The following is a 25,231-nucleotide window of genomic DNA, read 5'->3' as shown; positions in this document are numbered from 1 at the left end:
ACCGAGACACCAGGGGGTTCTTTCCATGCGGAAGTCGTCACCGGGCAAGCGGATCGTCGCCGTCGGCACACTCGTCGCGCTGCTCGCCGCCACCACCGCCGCACCGGCGCTCGCCGCCACGGCGGATCCGGTGCAGCAGCACCTCGACGTCCTGACGGCGCAGGACGGCGTCCCGGGCGCCGAAGCCGTGCTCCAGGACGGCCGCCGGACGCGCGTGGTCCGCAGCGGCACGGGGGACATCACCACCGGGAAACCGTTCCCGCGCAATGGTTCCTACCGCGCGGGCAGCGTCACGAAGACGTTCGTCGCCGCCGTGGTGCTGCAGCTCGTCGCCGAGGGCCGGGTCCGGCTGGACGCGCCGGTTTCGCGCTACCTGCCGGGGCTCCTGCCCGACCGGCGGATCACGGTCCGGCAGCTGCTCCAGCACACGAGCGGGCTCTACAACTACACCGACGACCTCGACCGGTCGGACCCGGAAACCTTGCGCCACCGAGGAGCGGAGCCGGCCGAGCTGGTGGCGATGGCGCTGAAGCACCCGGCGCTGTTCCCACCGGGCACGAGCTGGTCGTACTCCAACACGAACTACATCGTGGCGGGCATGCTCGCCGAACGCGTCACGGGACGCGCGCTGAGCGACGAGATCGCCCGCCGGATCACCCGCCCGCTGGGCCTGCACGACACGTACCTCCCCCGCCGCGGCGACGAGCGCCTGCCGGCCCCGCACGCGACCGGCTACGTACCGATCGCCGGGAAGCTGGTGGATTTCAGCGACTTCGACGCCACCATCGCCTGGGCGGCGGGCGGTCTGGTCTCGACACCGGCCGACCTGAACCGCTTCTACGCCGCCCTCCTGAGCGGCCGCCTGCTGCGCCCGGCCGAGCTGGCGGAGATGCAGCGAACGGTCCCGGCCGACCTGGGCGTCCCCGGCGCGGGCTACGGGCTCGGCTTGGGCACGATCCCGATGTCGTGCGGCCGGTTCTGGGGCCACCAAGGAGGAATCATCGGCTTCACGAACCTGGCGGGCGTGGGTCCCGATGACCGCGGGGCAACGGTGGTGCTGAACCAGAATCCGCCGCCGGCCGGAGCGAACCAGCACCTGCTCGCCGCCACGGAGGCAGCGGTGTGCTCCTAGCCGAGCGGGGCCGGCTCGTGAGCGGGCGGGCCACTCGCCGGATCGGCCTCATAGCCGGGCGGACGAAACTGTCGGTGGTCACCGGTAGCGTGGAAACCGGGGGGCGCCCCCGCGGCCGGTGCCCGCCCACCGCGGGTAGCTCGACCACCCCGCTCGACGTGGCGCGAACCGCTCAGGGCAGCAAGTCCAGCACCTCGGTCCACGGCTGCCGGATGTCCAGGCGGTGCAGCGTCGCCCCGGCACCCTCCAGGGTGTCGAGGTGGCGCTGCCACGCCGGGTGGTGCGTCCGGGTGTCCTGGATCTGGTACGCCACCACCATCGTGATCCCCGGCGCGCCCAGCACGTCGCCGAGCACCGTCAGTGCCTGGTTGTCCGCGATGCCGAGCGCCAGCTTGGCGACCGAGTTCGCCGACGCCGGGGCGAACAGGAACACCTCCGGATCCGGGTGCGGCCGCGGCTCGCCGGGCAGCCGGGACACGCTGCGGACCGGCAGGTCCGTGCACGCGGCGACGTCGTCGAGGCCGCCGGTCGAGGTCAGCCAGCGCATCGCCGTCGGGGTCAGCGTGATCGCCGTCCGCCAGCCGCGTTCGGCCGCCGGGCGGGCCAGCTCGGCGGCGAACCGGACGTCCAGCCCGCCGCACGAGCCGGCGACCAGCCCGAGGTTCCTCACGGTTTGCGCAGCACGGCGCAGAACATCGCGTCCGTGCCGTGGCGGTGCGGCCACAGCTGGACGTACGGCCCGTCGCCGAGCTGCGGGACGCCGGGGAAGTACTCGCGCGCGTCCAGCACCTCGGCCTTCAGCCGCCGCGCCGTCTCCGCGAAGACGCCTTCGGTCTCCGCCAGGTGCGGAGAGCAGACGACGTAGGTCAGCGCGCCGCCGGGCCGCAGCAGCTCGTAGGCCGCGGTGATCAGCTCGCCCTGCAGCTTCGTCAGGTCCGCGACGTCGGACGGCTGACGACGCCACCGCGCCTCCGGCCGCCGCCGCAGCGCGCCGAGGCCGCTGCACGGCGCGTCGACGAGGATCCGGTCATACCCCGGCTCCAGGCCGCTCTCGCGCCCATCGGCGACGAGCACCTTCACCGGCAACCCGCTCGTCGCCTTCTCGACGAGCTTCGCGCGGTGCGGCGCCTTCTCCACGGCGTCGACGGTCCCCCCGCTCAACGCGGCCAGCGCGCCGAGCAGCGCCGCCTTGCCGCCGGGACCCGCGCACAGGTCGAGCCAGCGTTCGTCGGAGCCGTCGAGCGGCACCTTCGTCGCGGCGATCGCGCAGAGCTGGCTGCCCTCGTCCTGGACCGCGGCCAGCCGCTCGCGGACCGGCTCGACGTCGGCCGGGTCGCCGGCACCGGCGGGCAGGCGGACGCCGTACGGCGAGTACGGCGCCGGGTCGCCGCCGGTGATCGCGGCGAGCTCGTCGGCGCTGATTTCGCCGGGGCGGGCCACCAGGTGCACCTCGGGCCGCGCGTCGTCGGCTTCGAGCGCGGCCTTCAGCTCCGCGCCCTTGTCGCCCAGCGCTTCGGCGAACGACCGGGCGATCCAGCGCGGGTGCGCGGTGCGCAGCGCGAAGGCGCCGATCGGGTCGGCGCCCTCGTCGGGCGCCAGCTCGTCGAGCCAGGTCTGCTCGTCCTTTTCGGACACCTTGCGCATGATGGCGTTCGCGAACCCCGTGGCCCACGAACCAGCTTCCGCGCGCACCATGTCCACAGTGGACGTCACAGCGGCGTGTTCGGGGATGCGCGTGCGCAGCAGCTGGTAGACGCCGAGGCGCAGCGCGTCGAGCACCGCGGGGTCGGTCTTGGCCAGCGGCCGCTCGGCGCAGGACTCGATGATCGCGTCGAGCAGGCCCTGCGCCCGCGACGTGCCGTACGTCAGCTCGGTGGCCAGCGCCGCGTCACGGCCGCTGATCCGCCGCTCGCGCAGCAGGTCGGGCAGGACCAGGTTGGCGTAGGCGTCCTTCGTCCGGACGGCCGCCAGGACGTCGTACGCGGCCTGCCGGGCCGGGTCCACCTCCGGCGGGCGGCGCGGGCCTTCCTTGCGTGGTGCCGGACGGCCGCGCTCCGGCCGTGACGGACGTCGTTCCCTGTGGTCGTTCACCGGAGGCGCTCTCCTTGGTCGATCCTCGTACCGCGCGCCCAGTCGGTGGCCGCCATCCGTTTCTTGCCGGGTGCCTGGACTTCGCCGAGCCGCAACGGCTTCGTCGCCGTCCCGACCAGCACCCGTTTGCGTTCGACCACGATCTCGCCCGGCGGCGGGCCGGGTTCGTCGAGCACCGTGACCGGGCCGAGCTTGAAGCGTTCCCCGCGGAACTCCGCCCACGCGCCCGGTTCGGGGGTGACCGACCGGATCTGCCGGTCGACCGCCGACGCCGGGTCGGCGAAGGACACCCGGGCGTCCTCGACCGTCACCTTCGGCGCGTAGCTGACGCCTTCGGCGGGCTGCTCCCGCGCGACGAGACTGCCGTCGGCCAGGCCGTCCATGGTGGACAGCAGCAGCTTGGCCCCGGACTCGGCGAGCCGCCCGAGCAGCGCGCCGGCGGTGTCGGTGGCCCCGATCGCCTCGGTGACGACGCCGTAGACCGGGCCGGCGTCCAGTTCCTTGACGATCCGGAAGGTCGAGGCGCCGGTGATCTCGTCCCCGGCGCGGATCGCGGCCTGCACGGGCGCGGCCCCCCGCCACGCGGGCAGCAGCGAGAAGTGCAGGTTCACCCAGCCCAGCCGCGGAATGTCGAGGGCGGACTGCGGCAGCAGCGCCCCGTAGGCGACGACCGGGCAGGCGTCCGGCGCGAGCTCGGCCAGCCGCGCGAGGAAGGCCGGATCACCGGCGCGCGCGGGCGTCAGGACTTCGATGCCGTGTTCGTCGGCGAGCGCACCGACGGGCGACCGCACGACCCGCCGGCCGCGCCCGGCCTGCGCATCGGGCCGCGTGACGACGGCGACGACCTCGTGCCGCCCGGATTCGAGCAGGGCACGCAGGGCGGGGACCGCAGGGTCGGGAGTGCCGGCAAAGACGAGCTTCATCGGCCCACCCCCGGCGGAAGCAGGGTTTCAGGTGGCTGGAACATCGGAGCCGAGTCTAGAAGGCCCCCGCCGGCCGGGCGCGCCAGTGCCCCGATGTGCCGATCCGCAGCTCAGGCGGGGGTTGTCCACACCGGGGTCGTGATGTGGACAACCAGGCCGCCGACGCGGCCTTTCCCGCCTTTTCGTCCGCCCCGCTCGATACGCTGGACCCGGGGGGCGCCCCCGGGGCCAGCGGGGCCGGGGGGCGTTCCGGGGCCCCGAGGCGAGCGGGAGCCGGGCCGAACCCCTACCGGTTCGTCGGCCACACCACCTGCGCCGCACCCTGGCCGCGCCGGACCGGCTCGGCCGCCGCCAGCCAGCGGCCGTCCCTCAGCCGCTCCACTCCCGTGGCCGCGCCGATCTCCGCCGGGGCCGTCGAGAAGCCCTGGCCGCGGGCCTTGAGGCCGGCCGTCTCCGGCTGGTCGAGGAAGGCCTGCTCCACCTGGGCCGCCGCCGAGTTGCGCTGCGATGCGCGCGGTGCCGCGATGGCGTCCTCCAGCGACAAGCCGCGGTCGAGGCGGCCGAGGATCACCTGGAGCACCGTGGTGATGATCGACGCGCCGCCCGGCGAACCCGTCGCGAAGAACGGGCGTCCGTGGTCGAGGACGATCGTCGGGGCCATCGACGACCGGGGGCGCTTGCCCGGGCCGGGCAGGTTCGGGTCCGGGACGCCCGGCGTCACCGGCGTGAACGAGAAGTCCGTCAGCTCGTTGTTGAGCAGGAATCCGCGGCCCGGCACGACGATCCCGCTGCCACCCTCCTGCTCGATCGTCAGCGTGTAGGCGACGACGTTGCCCCACTTGTCCGCCACCGTCAGGTGCGTCGTGTTCTCGCCCTCGTACGGCGTCGGCGCGGTGGTCGCGCCCGCGGCGCACGGAACCGGACGCCGGGGGTCGGCCGGGGCGACCGGGCTGGTCGCCGCCTTGTCCTTCGAGATCAGGCACGCCCGCGAGTCGGCGAAGCGCTGGCTCAGCAGCTCGCGCGCCGGGACGTCGACGAACGCCGGGTCGCCGATCCAGCGGTTGCGGTCGGCGAAGGCGAAGCGGGTCGACTCCAGGAAGTACTGCAGGTAGTCGGCCTTGCTCGCGTGCTTCAGGTCGAAGTTCTCGAGAATGTTGAGCGCTTCGCCGACCGTCAGCCCGCCCGACGACGGCGCCGGCATGCCGTAGACGTCGAGGCCGTGGTACGTCGTGTGGGTCGGGCGGCGCTCGATCACGTCGTAGGCGGCGAGGTCGCCGATGGTCAGCTTCCCGGGCCGGACGTTCAGCGTCGAAGCCGGGTCGACCGGCGGCTGCCGCACGGTCTTGACGACGTCCGCGCCGATCGGCCCGCGGTACAGCGCGTCGACGCCGGAGCGCTCGAGCTGCGCGTACGTGGCGGCCAGGTCGGGGTTCTTGAAGACGGTCCCGGGCGACGGCGGCGCGCCGCCCGGCAGGTACAGCGACCGCGTCGACGGGAACGCCGAGAACCGCGCGGCGTTGTTCGCGATCTGCGTCTGGAACGTCCGGTCGACGACGAAGCCGTCACGCGCGAGCTTCTCCGCCGGCTTCAGCGCCTTGGCCAGCGAGCGCGTCCCCCACTTGCGCAGCGCCTCGGCCCAGGTCGCGGGCGTGCCGGGCACACCGACGCCCAGGCCGCTGGTGACGGCGTCGGCGAACGGGATCGGCTTGCCGTTCTCGACGAACAGGTTCTCGTCGGCGGTCTTCGGCGCGGTCTCGCGGCCGTCCAGGGTGTGCACGCGGCGGGTCTTCGCGTCGTAGTACACGAAGAACCCGCCACCGCCGATCCCGGCGGAGAACGGGTCGGTGACGCCGAGCGCGGCGGCCACCGCGACGGCCGCGTCGACGGCGTTCCCGCCCTCGCGCAGCACCCGGGTGCCGATCGCGGTGGCGTCGGCGTCGATGCTGGCCACCGCACCCCCGAAGCCGACGGCGACCGGCGACTTCGGCGTGGGTGTGGCGGCGGTGGCGGGCGCGGCGACACCGGCGGTGAGCACGGTGGCAACGGCCAGGACGAGCGTGGTGCGGCTCCAGTGCGCGGGCATGCGGGCGAGTCTGCCCCCTGCGCCGGGCGGCTTCAAGCCGCAAACCGACTTACGCCGCTACGCGACGCCCCCGCGAACCGGAAGACTGAGCGGAGCTCGCTCGGCGATGTGGAGGGAAACCCGTGCGCCTTTCCACCCTGCTCCCGCTGCTCGCCACCGTGCCGGTGTTCGCGTTCCCCGGCGTCGCCGCGGCCACCCCGGCCCGAGACTGCTTCGACGCCGCCGTCCCGCTGACCGTGGAGGAACAGCGGCTGACCGCGACGATGCCGTCCGGCGGTCCCGCCGTCGGCCCCGAGCTCGTCCGGCTGGCCGGGCTCGCCCCGTTCGTCGCCGAGGTGCAGCGCGACCTCTGCGCGGCGCGCACCCCGCGCCGGGCCGAACGCCTCGTCACGCAGGCCGGCGACCGGTTGTGGCGGACGGCGGTCGACCGCGCCCAGGGCCGCCGGCCCGATCTCGGCACGCTCGACCGCTTCGACGACCGGCCGCTGTACTGGGCGCGGTTGCAGCTCAGCAGCGCGGTGCGCCAGTGGGCGCCGTCCTTCCCGCTTCCGCCTTCGGGGCGGGCGTCCCTGCTCACGGCGTTCGACCGCGGCTCGCGCGGCCTCGACGACGTCCGCTTCCCGCTCGGAACGACGCGGCGGGTCATGGTCAGCGGCTTCGACCCGTTCCAGCTCGACGGCGCCGGTGTCCGGATTTCGAACCCGGCCGGAGCGTCGGCCCTGCAGCTGGACGGCCGGATCCTGGACACGCCGGCCGGTCCGGCGATGGTGCAGGCGGTCAGTTTCCCGGTCGTGTGGGGGTATTTCGACGCGGGCATCGTGGAGGCGGCGTTCGGCCCGGCCCTCCGCGACCGTGCGCGGCGGCCGGACGTGCTGATGACGATCAGCCAGGGCCGCCCGGACCGGTTCGACGTCGAACGCTGGGCCGGTGCGTGGCGTGGCGGCTTCCCGGACAACAACAACGTGTCCGTGACCGGCGGCGTCCCGCCGGCCGCGGGCTGGCCGCAGCCGGACGTCCAGTTCATCGAGACGACGCTGCCGTACGAGCGGATGCTGGCCGCGCCGGCCGGGGCGTACCCGGTGCACTTCAACCAGGCTTTCTGCGTGTGGCCGGACCCGGCCCACCCGGGCACCGGCACGCCGGTGTGCCGTTCCGACGCACCGGCGCCCGGCGAAATCGCGGCCTCCGGCGGCGGCGGCAACTACCTGTCGAACGAGTCGATGTTCCGCAGCAACCGGGTCCGCGTGGGCCTGGGCTCGGCCTCGGTGGCCGGCGGTCACCTGCACACCCCGGTACTGGGCCGGCCCGCGGACCCGGCGGCGCTGACGGACGCGGACTTCGAGGCGCGCCGCCAAGCGATCGCGGCCCAGGTCCGCACCCTGGCGACGGCCGCCGCGGCCGGCCCGGAACCGCAAACCCCGCGCCCCGCCACGGAATCCCCGAGAACGGCGGTGGAATCCCTGCCGGGCACGGTCTTGCCGGGCTGACCCGGCGCCCTCGCCTTGCGGACCGGGCACCGGTGCGCCTCAGTTCCGGCCTGAGATCCTCCCATTTGCCGGCGTACTTTTCTTCAATTCGCCGCGCAGGGCGCCGATGACCTTCGACTTGAAGATGTCCGCGGGCGACAGTTCGACGCCTCGGGAATTCATCACCGAAAAGATCCGGTAAGCGCTCGTCAGGTCCGAGGTACTGACCACGACTCCGAGGTACTGACCACGACGAGGAGGGTCCGCTGCACGATCGTCTTCGCCAGGGCAAGCCGCTCCGGCGCCGGAGCCGCGCTCGGGGTCGCGAAGCCAGTTCCTGGATCGTGTCGCCGCCTAAATGAGGTCCAGCGGGTCCAGCTGGATGCGGATCGGTTCCGTGGCCTTCCGGGCGTCGCGGCGGGCCGCGGCCGCGTGGATCGCGGCTGCCAATGCCCTTCCTTCCGCCCGGTTCACGCGCACCAAGGCCCGCTCGCGTTCCGCGTTGCCTTCCTCGTCCAGTTCGCCGATCGGGACCGGGCCCAGTACTTCACCGGACGAAGGCAACGGCAGGTCCGCCAGCAACGCCGCCACCGCGTCCGGGCTGCCCTCGACGCTCGCCATGCGCATTGCCGGGGGGAAGCCCAGCTCGCGGCGCTCCGCCAGTTCCTGGGCCGCGTGCCAGGCCGGGTCCCAGCGGACCAGGGCCTGGACCACCGCCATGCCCGCTTCGGCGCCGACGATCACTCGGCCGCCCTCCGCGGCCGGGCGGACCAGGGCCGCCGCCGCCATCCAGCGGCGCAGGGTCTCTTCGCCCGCTCGCAGGTCCTGGCGGCCCAGCAGAGCCCAGCCGTCGAGCAGGAGGGCCGCGCCGTAGCCGCCGTCGGCCACCGGCTCCGCTCCCGGGGTGCACACCACCAGCGCCGGTTTGCCCGGCACCGATTCCAGCACCTCCGCCGCTCCCGACGTGCGGATCGGGATGCCCGGGAACGCTCGGCCGAGCTCTTCGGCCGTCCGCTTCGCGCCGACGATCACCGCGCGCAGCCGGACCGAGCCGCACGCCGTGCAGCGGAACGCCGTTTCGGGGACGCCGCACCAGCGGCACGCCGGGGGTTTCGGCTGCCCGTCGAGCGAACCGCCGGGCAGCGCCAGCGGCCCCGCGCACCGGCGGCAGTGCGCGGACGTCCGGCAGTTTCCGCAGGCCAGACCGGGTACGTACCCGCGCCGCGGCACCTGCACCAGCACCGGGAGGTCCGCCGCGAACGCCTGGCGCGCCGCCTCGAACGCCACCGCCGGCAGGCGCGCGACCCGGGCGGCCTCGTCGCGGGCGACGTCGAAGTCCTCGCCGACCGGCGTGACGCGCGGGGCGGCGGAGCGCAGTGTGGCCCGGTCCGCCAGGACCGGTGCGGCCCAGCCGGACTCGACGAGCAGCTGGGCTTCGGCCGTCCGGGCGAACCCGCCGACCAGCAGCGACGCCTTCGCCGTGTGCGCGCGGTCCATCAGGACGTCCCGCACGTGCGGGTACGGCGCGTGCTGGTCGAGGTGCAGGTCGTCGCCGTCGTCCCAGACGGCGAACAGGCCGGGGTCGTGGACCGGCGCGAACATCGCCGCCCGCGTCCCGACGACCACCCGCACCGCGCCGCGCAGCACGGCCAGCCAGCGCCGGTACCGCTCGGCGGGCCCGAGCCCGGCGATCAGCGCCACCACGGCGCCGTCGCCCACGACCGCCGCGCAGGCCGCGTAAACCCGGGCCAGGTCGCGGTGGTCCGGCACCACCAGCACCGCGCCCCGCCCCCGGGCGGCCACGGCACCGGCGGCCTCGGCGAGCCGGCGCGGCCAGTCCTCGCCCGGCAGGGCCTGCCAGACGGCGTTCGCGGGCTTGCCCTCGGCGAGGGCCTCCACGAACGCCGGGCCTCGCTGGTAGCGCGCCCAGGCCGTGGTGTCCGGCGGCTCCGCCGGTCCCGACGGCGGGACCGGCGGCTCGCCCTCGGCCTTGGCGTGCCGCGGCGGGAGGGCGAGCCGCAGCACGTCGGACAGCGTGCCGCCGTAGCGGTCGGCGACCGCCCGGCACACCGCGTGCAGCGACGGCGGCAGCACCGGCTCGGACGACGTCACGCGGTCGAGGAAGGCCAGCTTGCTGCCGTAGTCGCTGGTCTCGCCGCGTTCGATCAGGTAGCCGTCGACCAGCTGCCCGGCGAACCGGACGCGGACGCGGCAGCCCGGCACGGCGGCCTCGTGCAGCTTCTCCGGGACGAGGTAGTCGAAGGTGCGGTCCAGGTGGGCCAGCGGGATGTCGACGACGATCCGCGCGACCGGCTGCTCGGGCGCGGGCGACTGGGCGCCCTTCGCCTTCTGCCCCGGCTTCGCCGGTTTCCGGGCGCGCGAGGGCGCCGCCTTCGGCGAAGGCGGCTTCTCCGGGAGCTCCCAGAGAGCGGCGGGCTCGGAACTGCTCACGCCACGATCTCTACCAGACCCCACCGACACTCCGGACACGAGGAAGGCCACCCCGGGGAAACCCTGGGGTGGCCTTCACCGGATCGTGCGGGTCAGGCGCCCGCCGCGGCCTTCAGGGCCTCGGCGCGGGCCGTGCTCTCCCACGGCAGCCCCAGCTCGGGCCGGCCGAAGTGGCCGTACGCCGCCGTCGGGGCGTAGATCGGGCGCAGCAGGTCGAGGTCGCGGATGATCGCGGCCGGCCGCAGGTCGAAGACCTCGGTGATGGCCTGCTGGATCTTCGAGGGGTCGACCGTCTCGGTGCCGAACGTCTCGACGAACAGGCCGACCGGGGCCGCCTTGCCGATCGCGTAGGCGACCTGGACCTCGGTGCGGGAGGCCAGGCCCGCGGCGACGACGTTCTTGGCCACCCACCGCATCGCATACGCGGCGGAGCGGTCGACCTTGGACGGGTCCTTGCCGGAGAACGCGCCGCCGCCGTGGCGGGCCATGCCGCCGTAGGTGTCGACGATGATCTTGCGGCCGGTCAGGCCGGCGTCCCCCATCGGGCCGCCGATGACGAACCGGCCGGTCGGGTTGACCAGCAGGCGCGCGCTCGAGGTGTCGATGCCCAGGCCTTCGAGCTCGGGGCCGACGACGTGCTCCTTGACGTCGACGCTGAGCATCCGGTCCAGGTCGATGCCGTCGGCGTGCTGCGAGGACACGACGACCGTGTCGAGGCGCACCGGCTGGTCGCCGGCGTACTCGATGGTGACCTGGGTCTTGCCGTCCGGGCGCAGGTACGGCAGCACGCCGTCCTTGCGGACCGCGGTCAGCCGCTTCGAGAGCCGGTGGGCCAGCGCGATCGGCAGCGGCATCAGCTCGGGGGTGTCCGAGCAGGCGTAGCCGAACATCAGGCCCTGGTCGCCGGCGCCCTGGCGGTTGATCTCGTCGTCGTCCGACTCGACCCGCGACTCGTACGCGGTGTCGACGCCCTGGGCGATGTCGGGCGACTGCGAGCCGATCGCGACGTTGACGCCGCAGGAGTTGCCGTCGAAGCCCTTGGCGGAGGAGTCGTAGCCGATCTTGAGGATGACGTCGCGGACGATCGTCGGGATGTCGGCGTACGCCTCGGTGGTCACCTCGCCGGCCACGTGCACCTGGCCGGTGGTGATCAGGGTCTCGACGGCGACGCGGCTGCGCGGGTCCTTCGACAGGAGGCCGTCGAGGATCGAGTCGCTGATGGCGTCGCAAATCTTGTCGGGGTGCCCTTCGGTCACCGACTCCGAGGTGAACAATCTGCTGCTGGACGCGGTCACGGTGGCCGTCACTTCCTCACCTAGTCGTCGGATGCCCAGTGGGTTAGGCACCCCTTACCTGTGCAAGCGTACTGACTATCGCTCGGGGGACGGTCAACGCTTCATGAAGCTCACAACTTCGTCCCACAATGTGGATGCGAGTTCCGCTTTCGCGCCCAGCGGGATCGCGATTTCCGTGCCGTCGGCCCCCAGCAGCCAGCCCGAATTGTCCTCCGTGCCGAAGGCCTTGCCGTTGCCGACGGCATTGACCACCAGCAGGTCGGCGCCCTTCCGCTTGAGCTTGGCGCGGGCGTGGTCCAGGACGCTGCCGTCCGCGTCGCCGGTTTCGGCGGCGAATCCCACGACGACCTGGCCGGGACGCCGGTTCCGCACCAGTTCCGCCAGGATGTCGGCGTTGCGGTCGAGCGTGATGATCGGGTCCGGCTGGTCATCGGACTTCTTGATCTTGTGCTCGGCCCGGTTCGCCGGCCGGAAGTCGGCGACGGCGGCGGCCATCACGACGACGTCCGCGAAGCGGGAAGCGGCGTGCACCGCCTGCCGGAGTTCCTCGGCCGTCGACACGTGCTCCACGGCCGCGCCCGCCGGGTCCGGCAGCGCGACCGTGTGCGCGGTGACCAGGGTGACGTCGGCGCCGCGCTGGGCGGCGACGCGGGCCAGCGCGTAGCCCTGCTTGCCGGACGAGCGGTTGCCCAGGTAGCGCACCGGGTCCAGGGGCTCGCGGGTGCCGCCCGCCGAGACCACCACGCGGACGCCTTCGAGGTCGCGCGGGAGTGCCTGGGGACGGGCCAGCAGCAGCCGCGCGAGGTCGACGATCTCGGCCGGGTTCGCCAGCCGGCCCTTGCCGGTGTCGGCACCGGTGAGGCGGCCGGAATCGGGCTCGGTGACGATCAGGCCGCGCGAACGCAGCAGGGCCACGTTGTCGCGGGTGGCCGGGTGCTCCCACATCTCCGTGTGCATCGCCGGGAAGAAGGCGACCGGGCACCGGGCGGTGAGCAGGGTGTTCGTCAGCAGGTCGTCGGCGAGGCCGTGGGCGGCCTTGGCGAGCAGGTTCGCCGTGGCCGGGACGACCAGGACGAGGTCGGCTTCCTTGCCGACGCGGACGTGCTGGACCTCGGGCACCTCGGTGAACACGCCGGTGTGCACCGGATGCCCGGAGAGGGCCTCGAAGGTGGCCGCGCCGACGAAGTTCAGCGCGGCTTCGGTGGGGACCACGCGGACGTCGTGACCGGACTCGGTCAGTCCGCGCAGCACCTCACAGGCCTTGTAGGCGGCGATCCCGCCGCCCACGCCCAGGACGACGCGGGGTTTACTCACCCTCGGTGTGCTCGAGCAGGCCGCCGTGGATCTCGCGCAGCGCGATCGAGAGCGGCTTCTCGCGCGGGCCCGGCTCGACGAGCGGGCCGACGTACTCGAGCAGGCCCTCGCCCAGCTGGGCGTAGTAGTCGTTGATCTGGCGGGCACGCTTGGCCGAGTAGATCACCAGCGCGTACTTCGAGCTGACCTTCTCGAGCAGGTCGTCGATCGGGGGGTTGGTGATGCCCTCGAGCTCTTCGGTCAAGGCAATCTGGCTGGTCACGCGTGGTGCTCCGATTCGTCGGAAGACTGATCAGTAATCAAGTTTAGCAAGTGCTCGGCGGCTTCCCGCACGTCGGCGTTGACGAGGCGGTGGTCGAACTCCCCCGCCGCCGCCAGCTCGCGCTCCGCTTCGGCCAGCCGGGCCTGCACCGCGGCCTCGTTTTCGGTGCCGCGCCCGGTGAGCCTGCCGACCAGTTCCTCCCACGACGGCGGCATCAGCATCACCAGCCGCGCCTCGGGCATGGCCGCGCGGACCTGGCGGGCACCCTGCAGCTCGATCTCCAGGACGGCCGGGCGGCCTTCGGCGAGGGCCTTCTCGACCGGCTCGCGCGGGGTGCCGTAGCAGTTGCCGGCGAACTCGGCCCACTCCAGCAGCCTGCCGTCGGCGACCATCGCGTCGAACTCCGCGCGGTCGACGAAGTGGTAGTGCGCCCCGTCGACTTCGCCGGGACGCGGCTTGCGCGTGGTGACCGAAACGCTGAACCAGACGTCGGGCTCGAGCTTCCGCAGTTCGCCCACCACGCTCGACTTCCCGACTCCCGAAGGCCCCGATACGACGGTGAGCCGGTGCCGGGGGATCTCCCCCGTCACCGGCTCACTGCCGCGGTCGGCGCCCCGGCTCACCGGGTAGTCCCGACCGACGCCGTTCACTCGCCGCTGAACTCGGCCAGCAGCGCCTTGCGCTGCCGGTCGCCGAGGCCGCGAAGGCGACGGCTGGGGGCGATCTCCAGTCGTTCCATGGTCTGCTGCGCGCGGACCTTGCCGACGCCCGGGAGGGCCTCGAGCAGAGCCGAAACCTTCATCTTGCCGAGGACTTCGTTCTCCTCGGCCTGCTTCAGCACGTCGACCAGAGTGGTACCGCCCCGCTTCAGCCGCTCCTTCAGCTCAGCACGGATGCGGCGGGCGGCGGCGGCCTTCTCCAGCGCCGCAGCGCGCTGTTCCTCTGTCAGCTGGGGAAGTGCCACGTTTTCCTCCGGTAGTTCTCAAAACTGGGTGGGTGACGCGACGGTACCCACCCGTGAGCACCGGCCACAATGCGGGGGTGCCTGGTGGGGGCCCGTTCCGGCCCCTGCTATTGGCCGTTTTCCTGCGGGTCGGCCAGCAGTTCGGCGACCCGTTCGACCGCTTGGCGCAAAGCCGCTTGCTCCGGTCCGTGCTTCAGGATGTCCCGGGACGAGGCGGGCAGCACGCCCGGCAGGGACGTGCCGAACAGGGCCCGCAAATCGGCCACAGTGGCTCCCTGGGCCCCGAAACCGGGCGCCAGCACCGGACCGTTCAACCGCGAGAGGTCGAGCTCTCCCGGCGGAACCGTGGCCCCGACGACGACACCCACATCGCCGAGCGGTTCCGCTTCGTCGTTGAGTGAAGCCGCGGAGTCGACGATCGCCTGCGCGACCGTGCGCCCGTCGGGCAGCTTCGCGTTCTGCACTTCGCCCGCTTCGGGGTTGGAAGTGCGGGCAAGCACGAAGATGCCGCGCCCCGCCGAAACGGCCGTTTCGGCGCATTGGGCCAAAGAGCCGAACCCGAGGTACGGCGAAACGGTGATCGCGTCGGCCGCGATCGCCGCACCCTCGGCCACATACGCGGCGGTGTAGGCACCCATCGTGGACCCGATGTCGCCGCGCTTGACGTCCAAGAGCACCAGCGCCCCGGCGTCGCGGGCGGTCTCGACCACGCGCTCGAGCACCCGGACGCCGTCCGGTCCGAAACTTTCGAAGAACGCCGACTGCGGCTTCACGATCGCCGCGTGCGCCGCCAGGACCTCCGTGGCGGACAGCGCGAACCGTTCCAGGCCCGAGACGTCCACCGGGAGCCCCCAGGCCTCGATCAGGCCCGGGTGGGGGTCGATCCCGGCGCACAACGGGCCGCGGGCCGCGACGGCCTTGGCCAGCCGCGCCCCGAACCGCTCCCGCCCGCTCACGACTTCGCCTTCAGCGCCGCCTGGAGCTCCTGCAGCGACCGGACCCCGATGTCACCCCGGATCAGCGCCTCGATGCCGTGCACGGCCGCCGCGGCGCCCTGCACGGTGGTCACGCACGGGATGTCGCGGGACACCGCCGCGGTGCGGATTTCGTAGCCGTCGACGCGCGGACCGCTGTTCCCGTAGGGGGTGTTGATCACCATGTCGACGTCGCCGTTGAGGATGACGTCCACGATGTTCGGCTCGGCTTCGGTCGAGCCTTCGTAGTGCTTGCGCACCACCGTGCAGGCGATTCCGTTGCGCCGCAGCACTTCCGCGGTGCCGGAGGTGGCGAGGATCTCGAAGCCGAGGTCCGCCAGCCGCTTCACCGGGAACACCAGCGAGCGCTTGTCGCGGTTGGCCACCGAGACGAACACCCGGCCGGACGTCGGCAGCGAGCCGTACGCGCCGCTCTGCGACTTCGCGAACGCCTTGCCGAAGTCGACGTCGACGCCCATCACCTCGCCGGTGGACTTCATCTCCGGGCCCAGCAGCGAGTCGACGCCGTGGCCTTCGGGGGTGCGGAAGCGGTGGAAGGGCAGCACGGCTTCCTTCACCGCGACCGGCGAGTCGGCCGGCATCTCCCCGCCGTCGCCCTCGGCCGGCAGGACGCCGCTCTCGCGCAGGTCCTTGATCGTCGAGCCGGTCATGATCAGCGCGGCGGCCTTGGCCAGCGGCACGGCCGTCGCCTTGGACACGAACGGCACCGTCCGCGACGCACGCGGGTTGGCCTCCAGCACGTACAGGACGTCGTCCTTGAGCGCGTACTGGACGTTCAGGAGCCCGCGCACGCCGACGCCCCGCGCGATCGCCTCGGTGGAGCGGCGGACGGCCTGCAGGTCGGTGTGCCCGAGCGTGATCGGCGGCAGCGCGCACGAGGAGTCGCCGGAGTGGATGCCGGCCTCCTCGATGTGCTCCATGACGCCGCCGAGGTAGAGCTCCTCGCCGTCGAACAGCGCGTCGACGTCGATTTCGATGGCGTCGTCGAGGAACCGGTCGACGAGCACCGGGTGCTCCGGGGTGACCTCGGTGGCGCGGCGGATGTAGCCGGCCAGGGTCTCCTCGTCGTAGACGATCTCCATGCCGCGTCCGCCGAGCACGTAGGACGGCCGGACGAGCACCGGGTAGCCGATCTCGTCGGCGATCCGCTTGGCGCCCTCGAACGACGTCGCCGTGCCGTAGCGCGGGGCGGGCAGCCCGGCGTCGGTGAGGACTTCGCCGAACGCGCCGCGGTCCTCGGCCAGGTGGATGGCCTCCGGCGGCGTGCCGACCACGGGGACCCCGGCGTCGGCGAGCTTCTTCGCCAGGCCCAGCGGTGTCTGGCCGCCCAGCTGGACGATGACGCCGGCGACCGTGCCGGACACCTGTTCGGCGTGCACGACCTCGAGGACGTCCTCGAAGGACAGCGGCTCGAAGTACAGCCGGTCGGAGGTGTCGTAGTCGGTGGACACGGTTTCCGGGTTGCAGTTGACCATGACGGCCTCGAACCCGGCCTCCCGCAACGCGATCGCCGCGTGCACGCAAGAGTAGTCGAACTCGATGCCCTGGCCGATCCGGTTCGGGCCGGAGCCCAGGATGAGCACCTTCGGCTTCTCGGCCTGAGTGGCCACTTCGGACTGGGCGCCGGGGTCGGACTCGTAGGCCGAGTAGTGGTAGGGCGTCTTGGCCGCGAACTCGGCCGCACAGGTGTCGACGGTCTTGAACACCGGCCGCACGCCGAGGCGGTGGCGCAGGGTGCGGACGCCGTCCTCGCCGGCCAGTTCCGGCCGCAGGGCGGCGATCTGGCGGTCGGACAGGCCGGTGCGCTTGGCGCGGCGCAGCAGATCGCCGTCCAGGACCGGCGCGTCCCGGACCTCCGCGCCGACCTCGCCGATGTAGGCGATCTGGTCGATGAACCACGGGTCGATGCCACTCGCCTCGTGGACCTGCTCGACGGTCGCGCCGAGCCGCAGCGCACGCTCCACTTCGTACAGCCGGCCTTCGCGCGGCGTGCGCAGATCGTCCAAAGTGGACTCCAGCGTCGCACCCTCCGGGTCGGGCAGCGTCCAGAAGCCGGTCGCCTTGGTCTCGATGGACCGCATCACCTTGCCGAGCGCCTCGGGGAAGCTGCGGCCGAACGACATCGCCTCGCCGACGCTCTTCATCGTCGTGGTCAGCGTCGGGTCCGCACCCGGGAACTTCTCGAAGGCGAACCGCGGCATCTTCACGACGACGTAGTCCAAAGCAGGCTCGAACGCCGCCGGCGTCTCGCCGGTGATGTCGTTGCGGATTTCGTCGAGCGTGTAACCGATGGCGAGCTTCGCGGCGATCTTGGCGATCGGGAAGCCGGTGGCCTTGCTCGCCAGCGCACTGCTCCGCGAAACACGCGGGTTCATCTCGATGACGACCATCCGGCCGTCGCGCGGGTTGATCGCGAACTGGATGTTGCAGCCACCGGTGTCGACGCCGACCTCGCGCAGCACGGCGATGCCGACGTCCCGCATCACCTGGTACTCGCGGTCGGTGAGGGTCATCGTGGGCGCGACGGTGACCGAGTCGCCGGTGTGCACGCCCATCGCGTCGATGTTCTCGATCGAGCAGACGACCACGACGTTGTCGTGCTTGTCGCGCATCAGCTCGAGCTCGTACTCCTTCCAGCCGAGCACGCTCTCCTCGATGAGCACCTCGGTGACCGGGGATTCCGCGAGCCCGGTGGAGGCCAGCCGCTCGAGGTCCTCGGGCGTGTGCGCCATGCCGGACCCGAGCCCGCCCATGGTGAACGACGGCCGGATGACGACCGGCAGGCCGAGCTCGGCGACGGTCTCACGGACCTCGTCCATGTCGTGGCAGACGCGGCTGCGCGGCACCTCGGCGCCGATGGACCGCACGATGTCCTTGAACTTCTGCCGGTCCTCACCGCGCTGGATGGCGTCGATGTCGGCACCGATCAGCTCGACACCGTACTTGTCGAGCACCCCACGCTCGTGCAGCGCGACGGCGCAGTTGAGCGCGGTCTGCCCGCCGAGGGTGGCGAGGATGGCGTCCGGCCGTTCCGCCGCGATGACCTTCTCGACGAAGTCCGGCGTCACCGGCTCGATGTAGGTGGCGTCGGCGAACTCGGGGTCGGTCATGATGGTGGCCGGGTTCGAGTTCACCAGGGAGACGCGCAGGCCTTCGCTGCGCAGCACCCGGCAGGCCTGGGTGCCGGAGTAGTCGAACTCCGCGGCCTGCCCGATCACGATCGGCCCGGAGCCGATCACCAGCACGTGCTGGATGTCCGTCCTCTTCGGCATCAGTTTCCTTCTTTCACCAGGCGCCGCAAGCCGTCGCGGAAGACCTGAAGGCTTTTGGATCGGTTGTTCTCGATGTCCATGTGGGGCGCGATCTCGCTCGCCGCCCGGACCTTCTGGAGGCCCTTCTTGTGGTAGCCGTGCTTCTGCAGGACGTGTTCCAAGCCCTCCCACGCACCGCCCGTGATGTTCTCCGGGTCGCGGAACTTCGTCTGGCTTCCCAGGCTCGGAGGCACCTTGGGATACGCCGCGTGCAGCGCGGGCACATCGCCGAGGAACCAGGCTTCGAGCTCTTCGATCACGATGCGGAACAGAGTCGCTTCAGCCGGCAGTCCTGCTTCACGCGCGATCTCGACGAGCCGGCTCTTGAGCTCGGTGCAGTCGTCGTCATCCCGGTCGAGCAGGACGACGACCCGCAATCCCATCTCGGCCCAGTAGTACGTGTAGTCCCGGAGCCGAACAGGCAGTTTGCGCAGCAGATCGGTCTTGCCGTTGAAGGGGATGATCTGGAAGCCGACACCAGGAACGATCTTCGGGAGAAGGGTCTTCAGCGCTTCTTCCGCGGACGGTTCCTCGACGAGCACTTCGAGGCGACAGGGAGCCAGCACGGTCACGGGCGCTCCCCGAGCGGGTCACCGAACCGGAAGTACCCCTCGGTCCACAAGTCGCCGAGTGCTCCGCCGGACTCGACCATGCGGACGACCGGCGCTTCGTCGGAAGCCCGCTTGGTCTCGGCGTAGCCGTCGTTTCCTCTGGCGAACGTCCAAACCTCGTCCGGTCGCAACGCGTCGACGAAGCGAGGCGCGTGGGTCGCGATGATGACCTGGTCGGCTCGCGTGCCTCGGGCGTCCTCGGCGAGCGAATAGTGGAGCCGCGGGTGGACCTGGTTCTCCGGCTCCTCGATGAGGAGGACCGAGGTATCCGTGCGCAAGGCCACCAGGTAGCCGAGCAGCAGTAGCGTGCCGTCGGAAATGTTCTCCGGGGCGATGAGGTCGTCCTTGCCCTGCTCGCGCAGGCGGACGATCCAGGATCCGTTGCCTTGCTGGAACGGCTCGAAGTCTTCGAATCCTGGGACATACTTCCGCAGCGAAGCCCTGATGTCCTCCCACTCGGGGGGAAACCCGTCGCGGAGGCGCTGAACAATAGCCCCCACGTTCCGGCCATCCGGCTTGAGCCGGGACGTTTTGTCGTCCTTCGCTCCGTTGCGCATCGCGTCGAGATTCAGGTCCGAAAGGCCGATTCCGGCTATGAACCGGTGGAACTTGCCAACTTCGGCCGCTGTGGCGAGCTGGCTGACCACACCTACGCCGAGCACGTCCCGGGAGTTCAACACGAGTTGCTCCCCGACAGCGCCCAGACCGGCGACGTTGCCGATCCCATCCCGGAATTCCAGGGCTTCGGAAGGCTTGTCGGAGCCCGCCGGCTGCCATGTCAGCGTCTCCTCGGCCACCACCGGACCCTCATCGTCGTGCTCGATGACAAGCCGATACACAGCCACCGCGCCTTCGACACGACAGCTCACCTCGATCTCGATCGGACCAGCCTCGGCATGGGTGGCGATGTCGGCGGCACCTCCGCGCTGGTCCCACGCCGCGCGCAGCCCGACCCGAAGCGACTCGGAGAGGAAGTCCAGCGCGTCGAACACCGTGGACTTACCACTGCCGTTCGGGCCCAGCAGCGCCGTCACCGGCGTCAGACCGTCCAGCTCGACGTCCCGGAGCACCCGGTAGTTCCGGATCCGGATCCGCTCGATACCGGTCGTGAGGGTCACGACCGCTTCTCCATAAGGGAAACGAAATCGTCGAACAGGGGAGCCGCGTCGTGGGGGCCGGCGGCGGCTTCGGGGTGGTACTGGACCGAGAACGCCGGGACGTCCAGGGCCCGGACGCCTTCGACCGTGTCGTCGTTGGGGCAGTAGTGGCTGATCTGCGCCGCTCCGAAGGGCGACTCGAAACGCTGGCCCGGCTCGCCTTCGAGCGCGAACCCGTGGTTCTGCGCGGTGATGGCCACGGACCGGGTGGCGACGTCGATCACCGGGATGTTGATGCCGCGGTGGCCGTAGCGCATCTTGTACGTCCCGAGGCCCAGTGCGCGGCCGAGGACCTGGTTGCCGAAGCAGATGCCGAACAGCGGGATCTCGCGGCCGAGGACCTGCTTGGTCAGCTCGGTGGCGTGGGTCGTGGTGGCCGGGTCGCCCGGGCCGTTGGACAGGAACACGCCGTCCGGCTCGATCGCCAGCAGGTCCTCCAGGGACGACGTGGACGGCAGCACGTGCACCTCGATGCCGCGCTTGACCATCTGGCGCGGGGTGTTGGACTTGATGCCCAGGTCCAGCGCCGCCACCCGGAACCGCGTCCCACCCGTGGGCGAGACCACGTACGGCTTGGGCGTCGAAACCTGGCCGGCCAGGTCGGCGCCCTCCATCTTCGGGCTCGCCAGCACCGAAGCGACCATCTCGTCGACGCTGCCCAGCGCGTCGCCGGAGAACACCCCGGCCCGCATCGCGCCGCGCTCGCGCAGGTAGCGCGTCAGCGACCGGGTGTCGACTTCGGCGATGCCGACGATCCCCTGGCGCACCAGCTCGTCGTCCAACGTCCGGCGAGAGCGCCAGTTGGACGGCGTGCGCGCGGGGTCGCGCACCACGTAGCCGTTGACCCAGATCTTCGAGGACTCGTCGTCCTCGTCGTTCCAGCCGGTGTTGCCGATCTGCGGCGCCGTCTGCACCACGATCTGCCCGTGGTAGGACGGGTCGGTCAGCGTCTCCTGGTAGCCGGTCATGCCGGTGCAGAACACCGCCTCGCCGAGGGTTCGCCCCTGCGCGCCGTAGGCAGCGCCGCGGAACACCCGGCCGTCTTCGAGCACCAGTGCGGCCTGAGCGCGCGCGTTCACTGGGCACCTCCCTTGATCTTGAGCTGTTCGATCCACTGTGGATAGTCATCGAGGTCGTCGCCGCGGAAGCCGGTGTCGAGCTCGGTTTCGCCGAGCCGCCAGGTGACGACCAGCAGCGCGTCCGTGCCCATCACCTTCCCGGCGATCTTCGTGTCGCGCCGGACGCCGGTGACCGCCTCGCGCGGGATCCAGAAGTCGGGTGCCCCGCCGCGTTCGACGGCGATACCCCCGACGTGCAGGCGCCAAACCGCGCCGGTGCGCAACCCCGCGCCGCGGGTGACGATCCGGTCCTGCCAGTTCCCGGCGGTCGTGGTGGACAGGTAGACGCCGGTGGACTCCAGCAGCACCTCGCCCGCGTCCGCGGGGATGGCCGGGAACGGTGGCACCCGAGCGCTCTGCGAGCGGGACTTGCGCCGCCAGCCCAGGTACATGCCCCAGAGGCAGAGCAGGAAGAAGGCGACGATCGCCAGCACGAGCCAGAAGCGCTCCATCAGCCGATCTTCCCGTCCCGCGCGGTGATCCGCCCGCGCAGCAGCGTCGCGGTCACCACGCCGGGCAGCCGCATTCCCTCGTACGGGGTGTTGGCCGCGATGCTGGCCAGCTCCGCGCCCCGGACGGTCCACTCGGCGTCCGGGTCGACCAGGGCCAGGTTCGCCGGCTCGCCGACCGCGATCGGACGCCCCTGGTCGGCGAGGTTGCCGATCTCGGCGGGCCGCTCGCTCATGACGCGGGCGACGCCGCGCCAGTCGAGCAGCCCGGTGCGGACCATCGTCTCGGTGACGATCGAGAGCGCCGTCTGCAGCCCGAGCATGCCCGGCCGGGCCGCGCTCCACTCGGTGTCCTTGTCCTGCACCGCGTGCGGCGCGTGGTCGGTGGCGACGCAGTCGATGGTCCCGTCGGCGAGCGCCGCGCGCAGCTTCTCCGCGTCGGACTCCGTGCGCAGCGGCGGGTTCACCTTGTTCACCGGGTCGTAGGTGGCCAGGCGCTCGTCGGTGAGCAGCAGGTGGTGCGGCGTGACCTCGGCCGACACCTTCGTGCCGCGGTCCTTGGCCCAGCGCAGCACGTCCGCGGTGCCCGACGTCGAGACGTGGCAGACGTGCAGCCGCGCGTTCGCGTGCCGCGCCAGCAGGCAGTCACGGGCCACGATGGACTCTTCCGCCGCGGCGGGCCAGCCGGTGTAGCCGAGGCGGGCCGCGCGCTCGCCCTCGTGGGCCTGGGCGCCGACGGTCAGCCGCGGTTCTTCGGCGTGCTGCGCGATGACGACGTCCAGCGCCGTCGAGTACTCCAGCGCGCGGCGCATCAGCAGCGGGTCGGCGACGCAGAGGCCGTCGTCGGAGAACACCTTCACCCGGGCCTGCGAGTTCGCCATCGTGCCCAGCTCGGCGAGCTTCTCGCCCTTGAGCCCGACGGTGACCGCCCCGACCGGGTGGACGTCGGCCAGGCCGACCTCCTGCCCGCGGCGCCAGACGTGCTCGACGATCACGGCGTTGTCGGCGACCGGGTCGGTGTTGGCCATGGCGAACACCGCGGTGTACCCGCCGAGCGCCGCCGCGGCCGAGCCGGTGTCGATGGTCTCGGTGTCTTCGCGGCCGGGTTCGCGCAGGTGGGTGTGCAGGTCGACGAAGCCCGGCAGCAGCACCTGCCCGTTCGCGTCGATCACTTCGGTGTCTTCGGGGACGTCGACGGCGCCGATCGCGGTGATCACGCCGTCCTCGATCAGGACGTCGACCGGGTCGCCTTCGCCGTAGGGCCGGGCGCCCTTGATCAGGGTGCTCACGCGGCGGCTCCTTCGCTGGCCAAGAGGTGGTAGAGGACCGCCATGCGGACGTGCACGCCGTTGCGGACCTGTTCGGTGATGGCCGAGGCCGGGGAGTCGGCGACCGCGCTCGCGATCTCCATCCCGCGCAGCATCGGGCCGGGGTGCAGGACGACCGCGTGGTCCGGCAGCAGCTTCAGCCGCCGTTCCGACAGGCCGTAGGAGATCGAGTACTCGCGTGCGCTCGGGAAGAACCCGCCGTGCATGCGTTCGGCCTGGACCCGCAGCATCATCACCGCGTCGACCGCCGGCAACTCGGCGTCCAGGTCGTGCGAAACGGTCACCGGAAGGCTCTCGACGCCGTAGGGCAGCAACGTCGGCGGCGCCACCAGCACCACCTCCGCGCCCAGGCCGGAGAGCAGGTGGATGTTCGAGCGGGCGACCCGGCTGTGCAGGACGTCCCCGACGATCGCGATCCGCCGGTCCTTGAGGGACCCGAGCCGCTCCCGCAGCGTCGCCGCGTCGAGCAGCGCCTGCGTCGGGTGCTCGTGGGTGCCGTCGCCGGCGTTGACCACGGACGTTCCGGGCTCGGCCAGCCACTCCGAGAGCCGCTGGGCCGCGCCGCTGGCGGGGTGCCGGACGATCACGCAGTCGGCGCCCGCGGCGGCCAGCGTCAGCGCGGTGTCCCGCAGCGACTCCCCCTTGTTCACCGAGGAGCTGGACGCGGAAACGTTGATCACGTCCGCGCTCATCCACTTCCCGGCGATCTCGAACGACACCCGGGTGCGGGTGGAGTTCTCGTAGAACAGGGTGATCACCGTGCGGCCGCGCAGCGTCGGCAGCTTCTTGACCTCACGGCCGAGCAGGGTGTGCTTCAGCTCGTCGGCGGTGTCGAGCACGGCCGTGGCGACCGCCGGGTCCAGGCCGTCGGTGGCGAGCAGGTGCTTCACGAGTCCTCTCCAGCAGCTTCGGACGGACGCAGCAGGACGGCGTCGCGGCCGTCGATCTCGGCCAGCAGGACGGACACGCCCTCGGAGCGGGCGGTCGGCACGTTCTTGCCCACGTAGTCCGCGCGGATCGGCAGCTCGCGGTGACCGCGGTCGACCAGCACGGCCAGCTGCACCGCGCGGGGACGGCCGTGATCACGCAGGGCATCGAGCGCGGCCCGGATCGTCCGGCCGGAGAAGAGGACGTCGTCGACCAGGATCACGACGCGGTCGTCGATGCCGCCGGCCGGCAGCTGCGTCTGTTCGAGCGCGCGCGGCGGGCGGCGGCGGAGGTCGTCCCGGTAGAGGGTGACGTCGAGGGCGCCGGTGGGCGGGCGGACCCCGGAGAACTCGCCGATCCGGTCGGCCAGGCGGACCGCCAGCGGCGTGCCCCGGGACGGGATGCCGAGCAACACGGGCGGGGTAGTGCTCTCCGCACCGTTCGCGGTCTTTTCGATGACCTGATGGGCCATTCGGGCGATCGTGCGCGCGACATCGCCGGCCGTCAGGAGCTCGCGCTCCCCGGCCGAACCAGCCGCGTCACGCGGGCGTGACGACAAACCGGACTCCTTCCCCGCCTCACCGGACGGGTCCTTAAAGGACGTCTGTTCCCCTGCTGGTCGGGGCTTTCGCACCGACAGTAGCAGGCACTTTGCTCAGTCTTCCGGGTGGTGTGGCGTGATTCGCGACAAGCTTCTGCTTGACCTGGTGACAACAATGCGTAACCATTACTCTGAGTATTCGACTCAGCGAGTCCCCCGGCCCGGTCACCCCGACCGGGAGGGGGTGAAGAACGGAGAACGACCAGATGGGCGATTACGCCAAGGCGCTCGGGGCCAAGCTCCGCGGGATCCGCCAGCAGCAGGGCCTCTCCCTGCACGGGGTCGAGCAGAAGTCCGGTGGGCGCTGGAAGGCCGTCGTCGTCGGCTCGTACGAGCGTGGCGACCGCGCCGTCACCGTGCAGAAGCTGGCCGAGCTGGCCGACTTCTACGGTGTACCGGTGGTCGAGCTGCTGCCCGAGGGCCGGGTCCCCTCCGGTGCGGAGCCCGCCACCAAGATCGTGATCAACCTCGAGCGCCTGCAGCAGCTGCCGGCCGAGAAGGTGGGCCCGCTGGCCCGCTACGCGGCGACGATCCAGAGCCAGCGTGGCGACTACAACGGCAAGGTGCTCTCGATCCGCACCGAGGACCTGCGGTCCCTGGCGATCATCTACGACATGACCCCGGGCGAGCTGACCGAGCAGCTCATCGACTGGGGCGTCCTGCCGCCGGAGGCGCGTCCTTCCAAGGAGGACTGATCGGGCTCGTTCGGGGGCGAGCCCTGCTCGCGGAAAGCGCGAGCCGAGCCTCTCTCCG

Annotated in this window: 22 protein-coding genes; 3 read left to right on the top strand and 19 right to left on the bottom strand. The window is 71.9% G+C overall.

The genetic code is table 11. The features are described from left to right. Window positions 1-25 precede the first annotated feature (25 nt). Window positions 26-1,132, top strand: a complete 1,107-nt coding sequence (locus tag ACLJQE_RS16445; protein WP_410640081.1) for a serine hydrolase domain-containing protein — start codon at window positions 26-28, stop codon at window positions 1,130-1,132. Window positions 1,133-1,304: 172 nt separating this feature from the next. On the opposite strand, the gene ACLJQE_RS16440 is transcribed toward ACLJQE_RS16445, so the two are convergent. The 4 genes from ACLJQE_RS16440 to ggt form a co-directional block, all read right to left on the bottom strand. Then, the gene (locus ACLJQE_RS16440; protein WP_410640080.1) at window positions 1,305-1,802 is read right to left on the bottom strand and encodes a flavoprotein; all 498 of its coding nucleotides are present in this window, start codon (window positions 1,800-1,802) and stop codon (window positions 1,305-1,307) included. Then, window positions 1,799-3,223 (bottom strand): RsmB/NOP family class I SAM-dependent RNA methyltransferase, encoded by a 1,425-nt coding sequence (locus ACLJQE_RS16435; protein ID WP_410640079.1) that lies wholly within the window; start codon window positions 3,221-3,223, stop codon window positions 1,799-1,801. Before ACLJQE_RS16435 ends, ACLJQE_RS16440 begins: the two co-directional genes overlap by 4 nt. Continuing rightward, window positions 3,220-4,146, bottom strand: coding sequence for a methionyl-tRNA formyltransferase (gene fmt / locus ACLJQE_RS16430; RefSeq protein ID WP_410640078.1), 927 nt, complete (start codon window positions 4,144-4,146; stop codon window positions 3,220-3,222). Before fmt ends, ACLJQE_RS16435 begins: the two co-directional genes overlap by 4 nt. Before the next feature lie 286 nt (window positions 4,147-4,432). Next, on the bottom strand, window positions 4,433-6,229 hold the full coding sequence (ggt, locus tag ACLJQE_RS16425; protein ID WP_410640077.1) for a gamma-glutamyltransferase: 1,797 nt from the start codon (window positions 6,227-6,229) through the stop codon (window positions 4,433-4,435). A gap of 122 nt (window positions 6,230-6,351) precedes the next feature. On the opposite strand from ggt, the gene ACLJQE_RS16420 reads away from it, so the two are divergent. Next, window positions 6,352-7,716 (top strand): hypothetical protein, encoded by a 1,365-nt coding sequence (locus tag ACLJQE_RS16420; protein ID WP_410640076.1) that lies wholly within the window; start codon window positions 6,352-6,354, stop codon window positions 7,714-7,716. A 333-nt stretch (window positions 7,717-8,049) separates the two neighbouring features. Here the strand turns inward: ACLJQE_RS16420 and ACLJQE_RS16415 are convergent, their stop codons facing one another. The 15 genes from ACLJQE_RS16415 to pyrR all read right to left on the bottom strand — a co-directional run bounded on the left by ACLJQE_RS16415 (window position 8,050) and on the right by pyrR (window position 24,436). Beyond that, the gene (locus tag ACLJQE_RS16415; protein WP_410640075.1) at window positions 8,050-10,146 is read right to left on the bottom strand and encodes a primosomal protein N'; all 2,097 of its coding nucleotides are present in this window, start codon (window positions 10,144-10,146) and stop codon (window positions 8,050-8,052) included. A gap of 92 nt (window positions 10,147-10,238) precedes the next feature. Beyond that, complete coding sequence (gene metK, locus ACLJQE_RS16410) at window positions 10,239-11,441, bottom strand: methionine adenosyltransferase (protein WP_410640317.1); 1,203 nt, start codon at window positions 11,439-11,441, stop codon at window positions 10,239-10,241. A gap of 93 nt (window positions 11,442-11,534) precedes the next feature. Further along, window positions 11,535-12,755 carry a bifunctional phosphopantothenoylcysteine decarboxylase/phosphopantothenate--cysteine ligase CoaBC gene (gene coaBC, locus ACLJQE_RS16405; RefSeq protein WP_410640074.1) on the bottom strand — a complete coding sequence of 407 codons (1,221 nt, stop codon included), beginning with the start codon at window positions 12,753-12,755 and terminating at the stop codon, window positions 11,535-11,537. Next, window positions 12,748-13,017 carry a DNA-directed RNA polymerase subunit omega gene (rpoZ, locus tag ACLJQE_RS16400; protein WP_086671175.1) on the bottom strand — a complete coding sequence of 90 codons (270 nt, stop codon included), beginning with the start codon at window positions 13,015-13,017 and terminating at the stop codon, window positions 12,748-12,750. The genes coaBC and rpoZ overlap by 8 nt, the downstream gene beginning before the upstream one ends. Then, window positions 13,014-13,667: a guanylate kinase gene (gene gmk / locus ACLJQE_RS16395; RefSeq protein ID WP_410640073.1), complete on the bottom strand. Its 654-nt coding sequence runs from the start codon at window positions 13,665-13,667 to the stop codon at window positions 13,014-13,016. Before gmk ends, rpoZ begins: the two co-directional genes overlap by 4 nt. After that, window positions 13,664-13,981 (bottom strand): integration host factor, actinobacterial type, encoded by a 318-nt coding sequence (mihF, locus tag ACLJQE_RS16390; RefSeq protein ID WP_003096398.1) that lies wholly within the window; start codon window positions 13,979-13,981, stop codon window positions 13,664-13,666. Before mihF ends, gmk begins: the two co-directional genes overlap by 4 nt. Window positions 13,982-14,088: 107 nt before the next feature. Further along, complete coding sequence (gene pyrF, locus ACLJQE_RS16385) at window positions 14,089-14,937, bottom strand: orotidine-5'-phosphate decarboxylase (RefSeq protein WP_410640072.1); 849 nt, start codon at window positions 14,935-14,937, stop codon at window positions 14,089-14,091. Further along, window positions 14,934-18,248: a carbamoyl-phosphate synthase large subunit gene (gene carB / locus ACLJQE_RS16380; RefSeq protein ID WP_410640071.1), complete on the bottom strand. Its 3,315-nt coding sequence runs from the start codon at window positions 18,246-18,248 to the stop codon at window positions 14,934-14,936. Before carB ends, pyrF begins: the two co-directional genes overlap by 4 nt. Further along, on the bottom strand, window positions 18,248-18,859 hold the full coding sequence (locus ACLJQE_RS16375) for a DUF4276 family protein (RefSeq protein WP_410640070.1): 612 nt from the start codon (window positions 18,857-18,859) through the stop codon (window positions 18,248-18,250). The genes carB and ACLJQE_RS16375 overlap by 1 nt, the downstream gene beginning before the upstream one ends. Further along, window positions 18,856-20,016: an AAA family ATPase gene (locus ACLJQE_RS16370; protein ID WP_410640069.1), complete on the bottom strand. Its 1,161-nt coding sequence runs from the start codon at window positions 20,014-20,016 to the stop codon at window positions 18,856-18,858. The genes ACLJQE_RS16375 and ACLJQE_RS16370 overlap by 4 nt, the downstream gene beginning before the upstream one ends. Continuing rightward, complete coding sequence (gene carA / locus ACLJQE_RS16365) at window positions 20,013-21,134, bottom strand: glutamine-hydrolyzing carbamoyl-phosphate synthase small subunit (protein WP_410640068.1); 1,122 nt, start codon at window positions 21,132-21,134, stop codon at window positions 20,013-20,015. The genes ACLJQE_RS16370 and carA overlap by 4 nt, the downstream gene beginning before the upstream one ends. Then, window positions 21,131-21,625, bottom strand: a complete 495-nt coding sequence (locus ACLJQE_RS16360; protein WP_410640067.1) for a transporter — start codon at window positions 21,623-21,625, stop codon at window positions 21,131-21,133. The genes carA and ACLJQE_RS16360 overlap by 4 nt, the downstream gene beginning before the upstream one ends. Further along, the gene (locus ACLJQE_RS16355) at window positions 21,625-22,911 is read right to left on the bottom strand and encodes a dihydroorotase (RefSeq protein WP_410640066.1); all 1,287 of its coding nucleotides are present in this window, start codon (window positions 22,909-22,911) and stop codon (window positions 21,625-21,627) included. Before ACLJQE_RS16355 ends, ACLJQE_RS16360 begins: the two co-directional genes overlap by 1 nt. Beyond that, window positions 22,908-23,840 (bottom strand): aspartate carbamoyltransferase catalytic subunit, encoded by a 933-nt coding sequence (locus ACLJQE_RS16350; RefSeq protein WP_410640065.1) that lies wholly within the window; start codon window positions 23,838-23,840, stop codon window positions 22,908-22,910. The genes ACLJQE_RS16355 and ACLJQE_RS16350 overlap by 4 nt, the downstream gene beginning before the upstream one ends. Next, the gene (gene pyrR, locus ACLJQE_RS16345; protein ID WP_410640064.1) at window positions 23,837-24,436 is read right to left on the bottom strand and encodes a bifunctional pyr operon transcriptional regulator/uracil phosphoribosyltransferase PyrR; all 600 of its coding nucleotides are present in this window, start codon (window positions 24,434-24,436) and stop codon (window positions 23,837-23,839) included. The genes ACLJQE_RS16350 and pyrR overlap by 4 nt, the downstream gene beginning before the upstream one ends. Window positions 24,437-24,684: 248 nt before the next feature. On the opposite strand from pyrR, the gene ACLJQE_RS16340 reads away from it, so the two are divergent. Beyond that, window positions 24,685-25,173, top strand: coding sequence for a transcriptional regulator (locus tag ACLJQE_RS16340; RefSeq protein ID WP_003096372.1), 489 nt, complete (start codon window positions 24,685-24,687; stop codon window positions 25,171-25,173). Window positions 25,174-25,231: the final 58 nt, after the last annotated feature.

Origin of the sequence: Amycolatopsis sp. lyj-346 (assembly GCF_046548975.1) — a bacterium.
Lineage (GTDB): Bacteria > Actinomycetota > Actinomycetes > Mycobacteriales > Pseudonocardiaceae > Amycolatopsis.
Note: the sequence above shows the minus strand (reverse complement) of the source record. Positions and strands in the feature narration are given on the sequence as shown.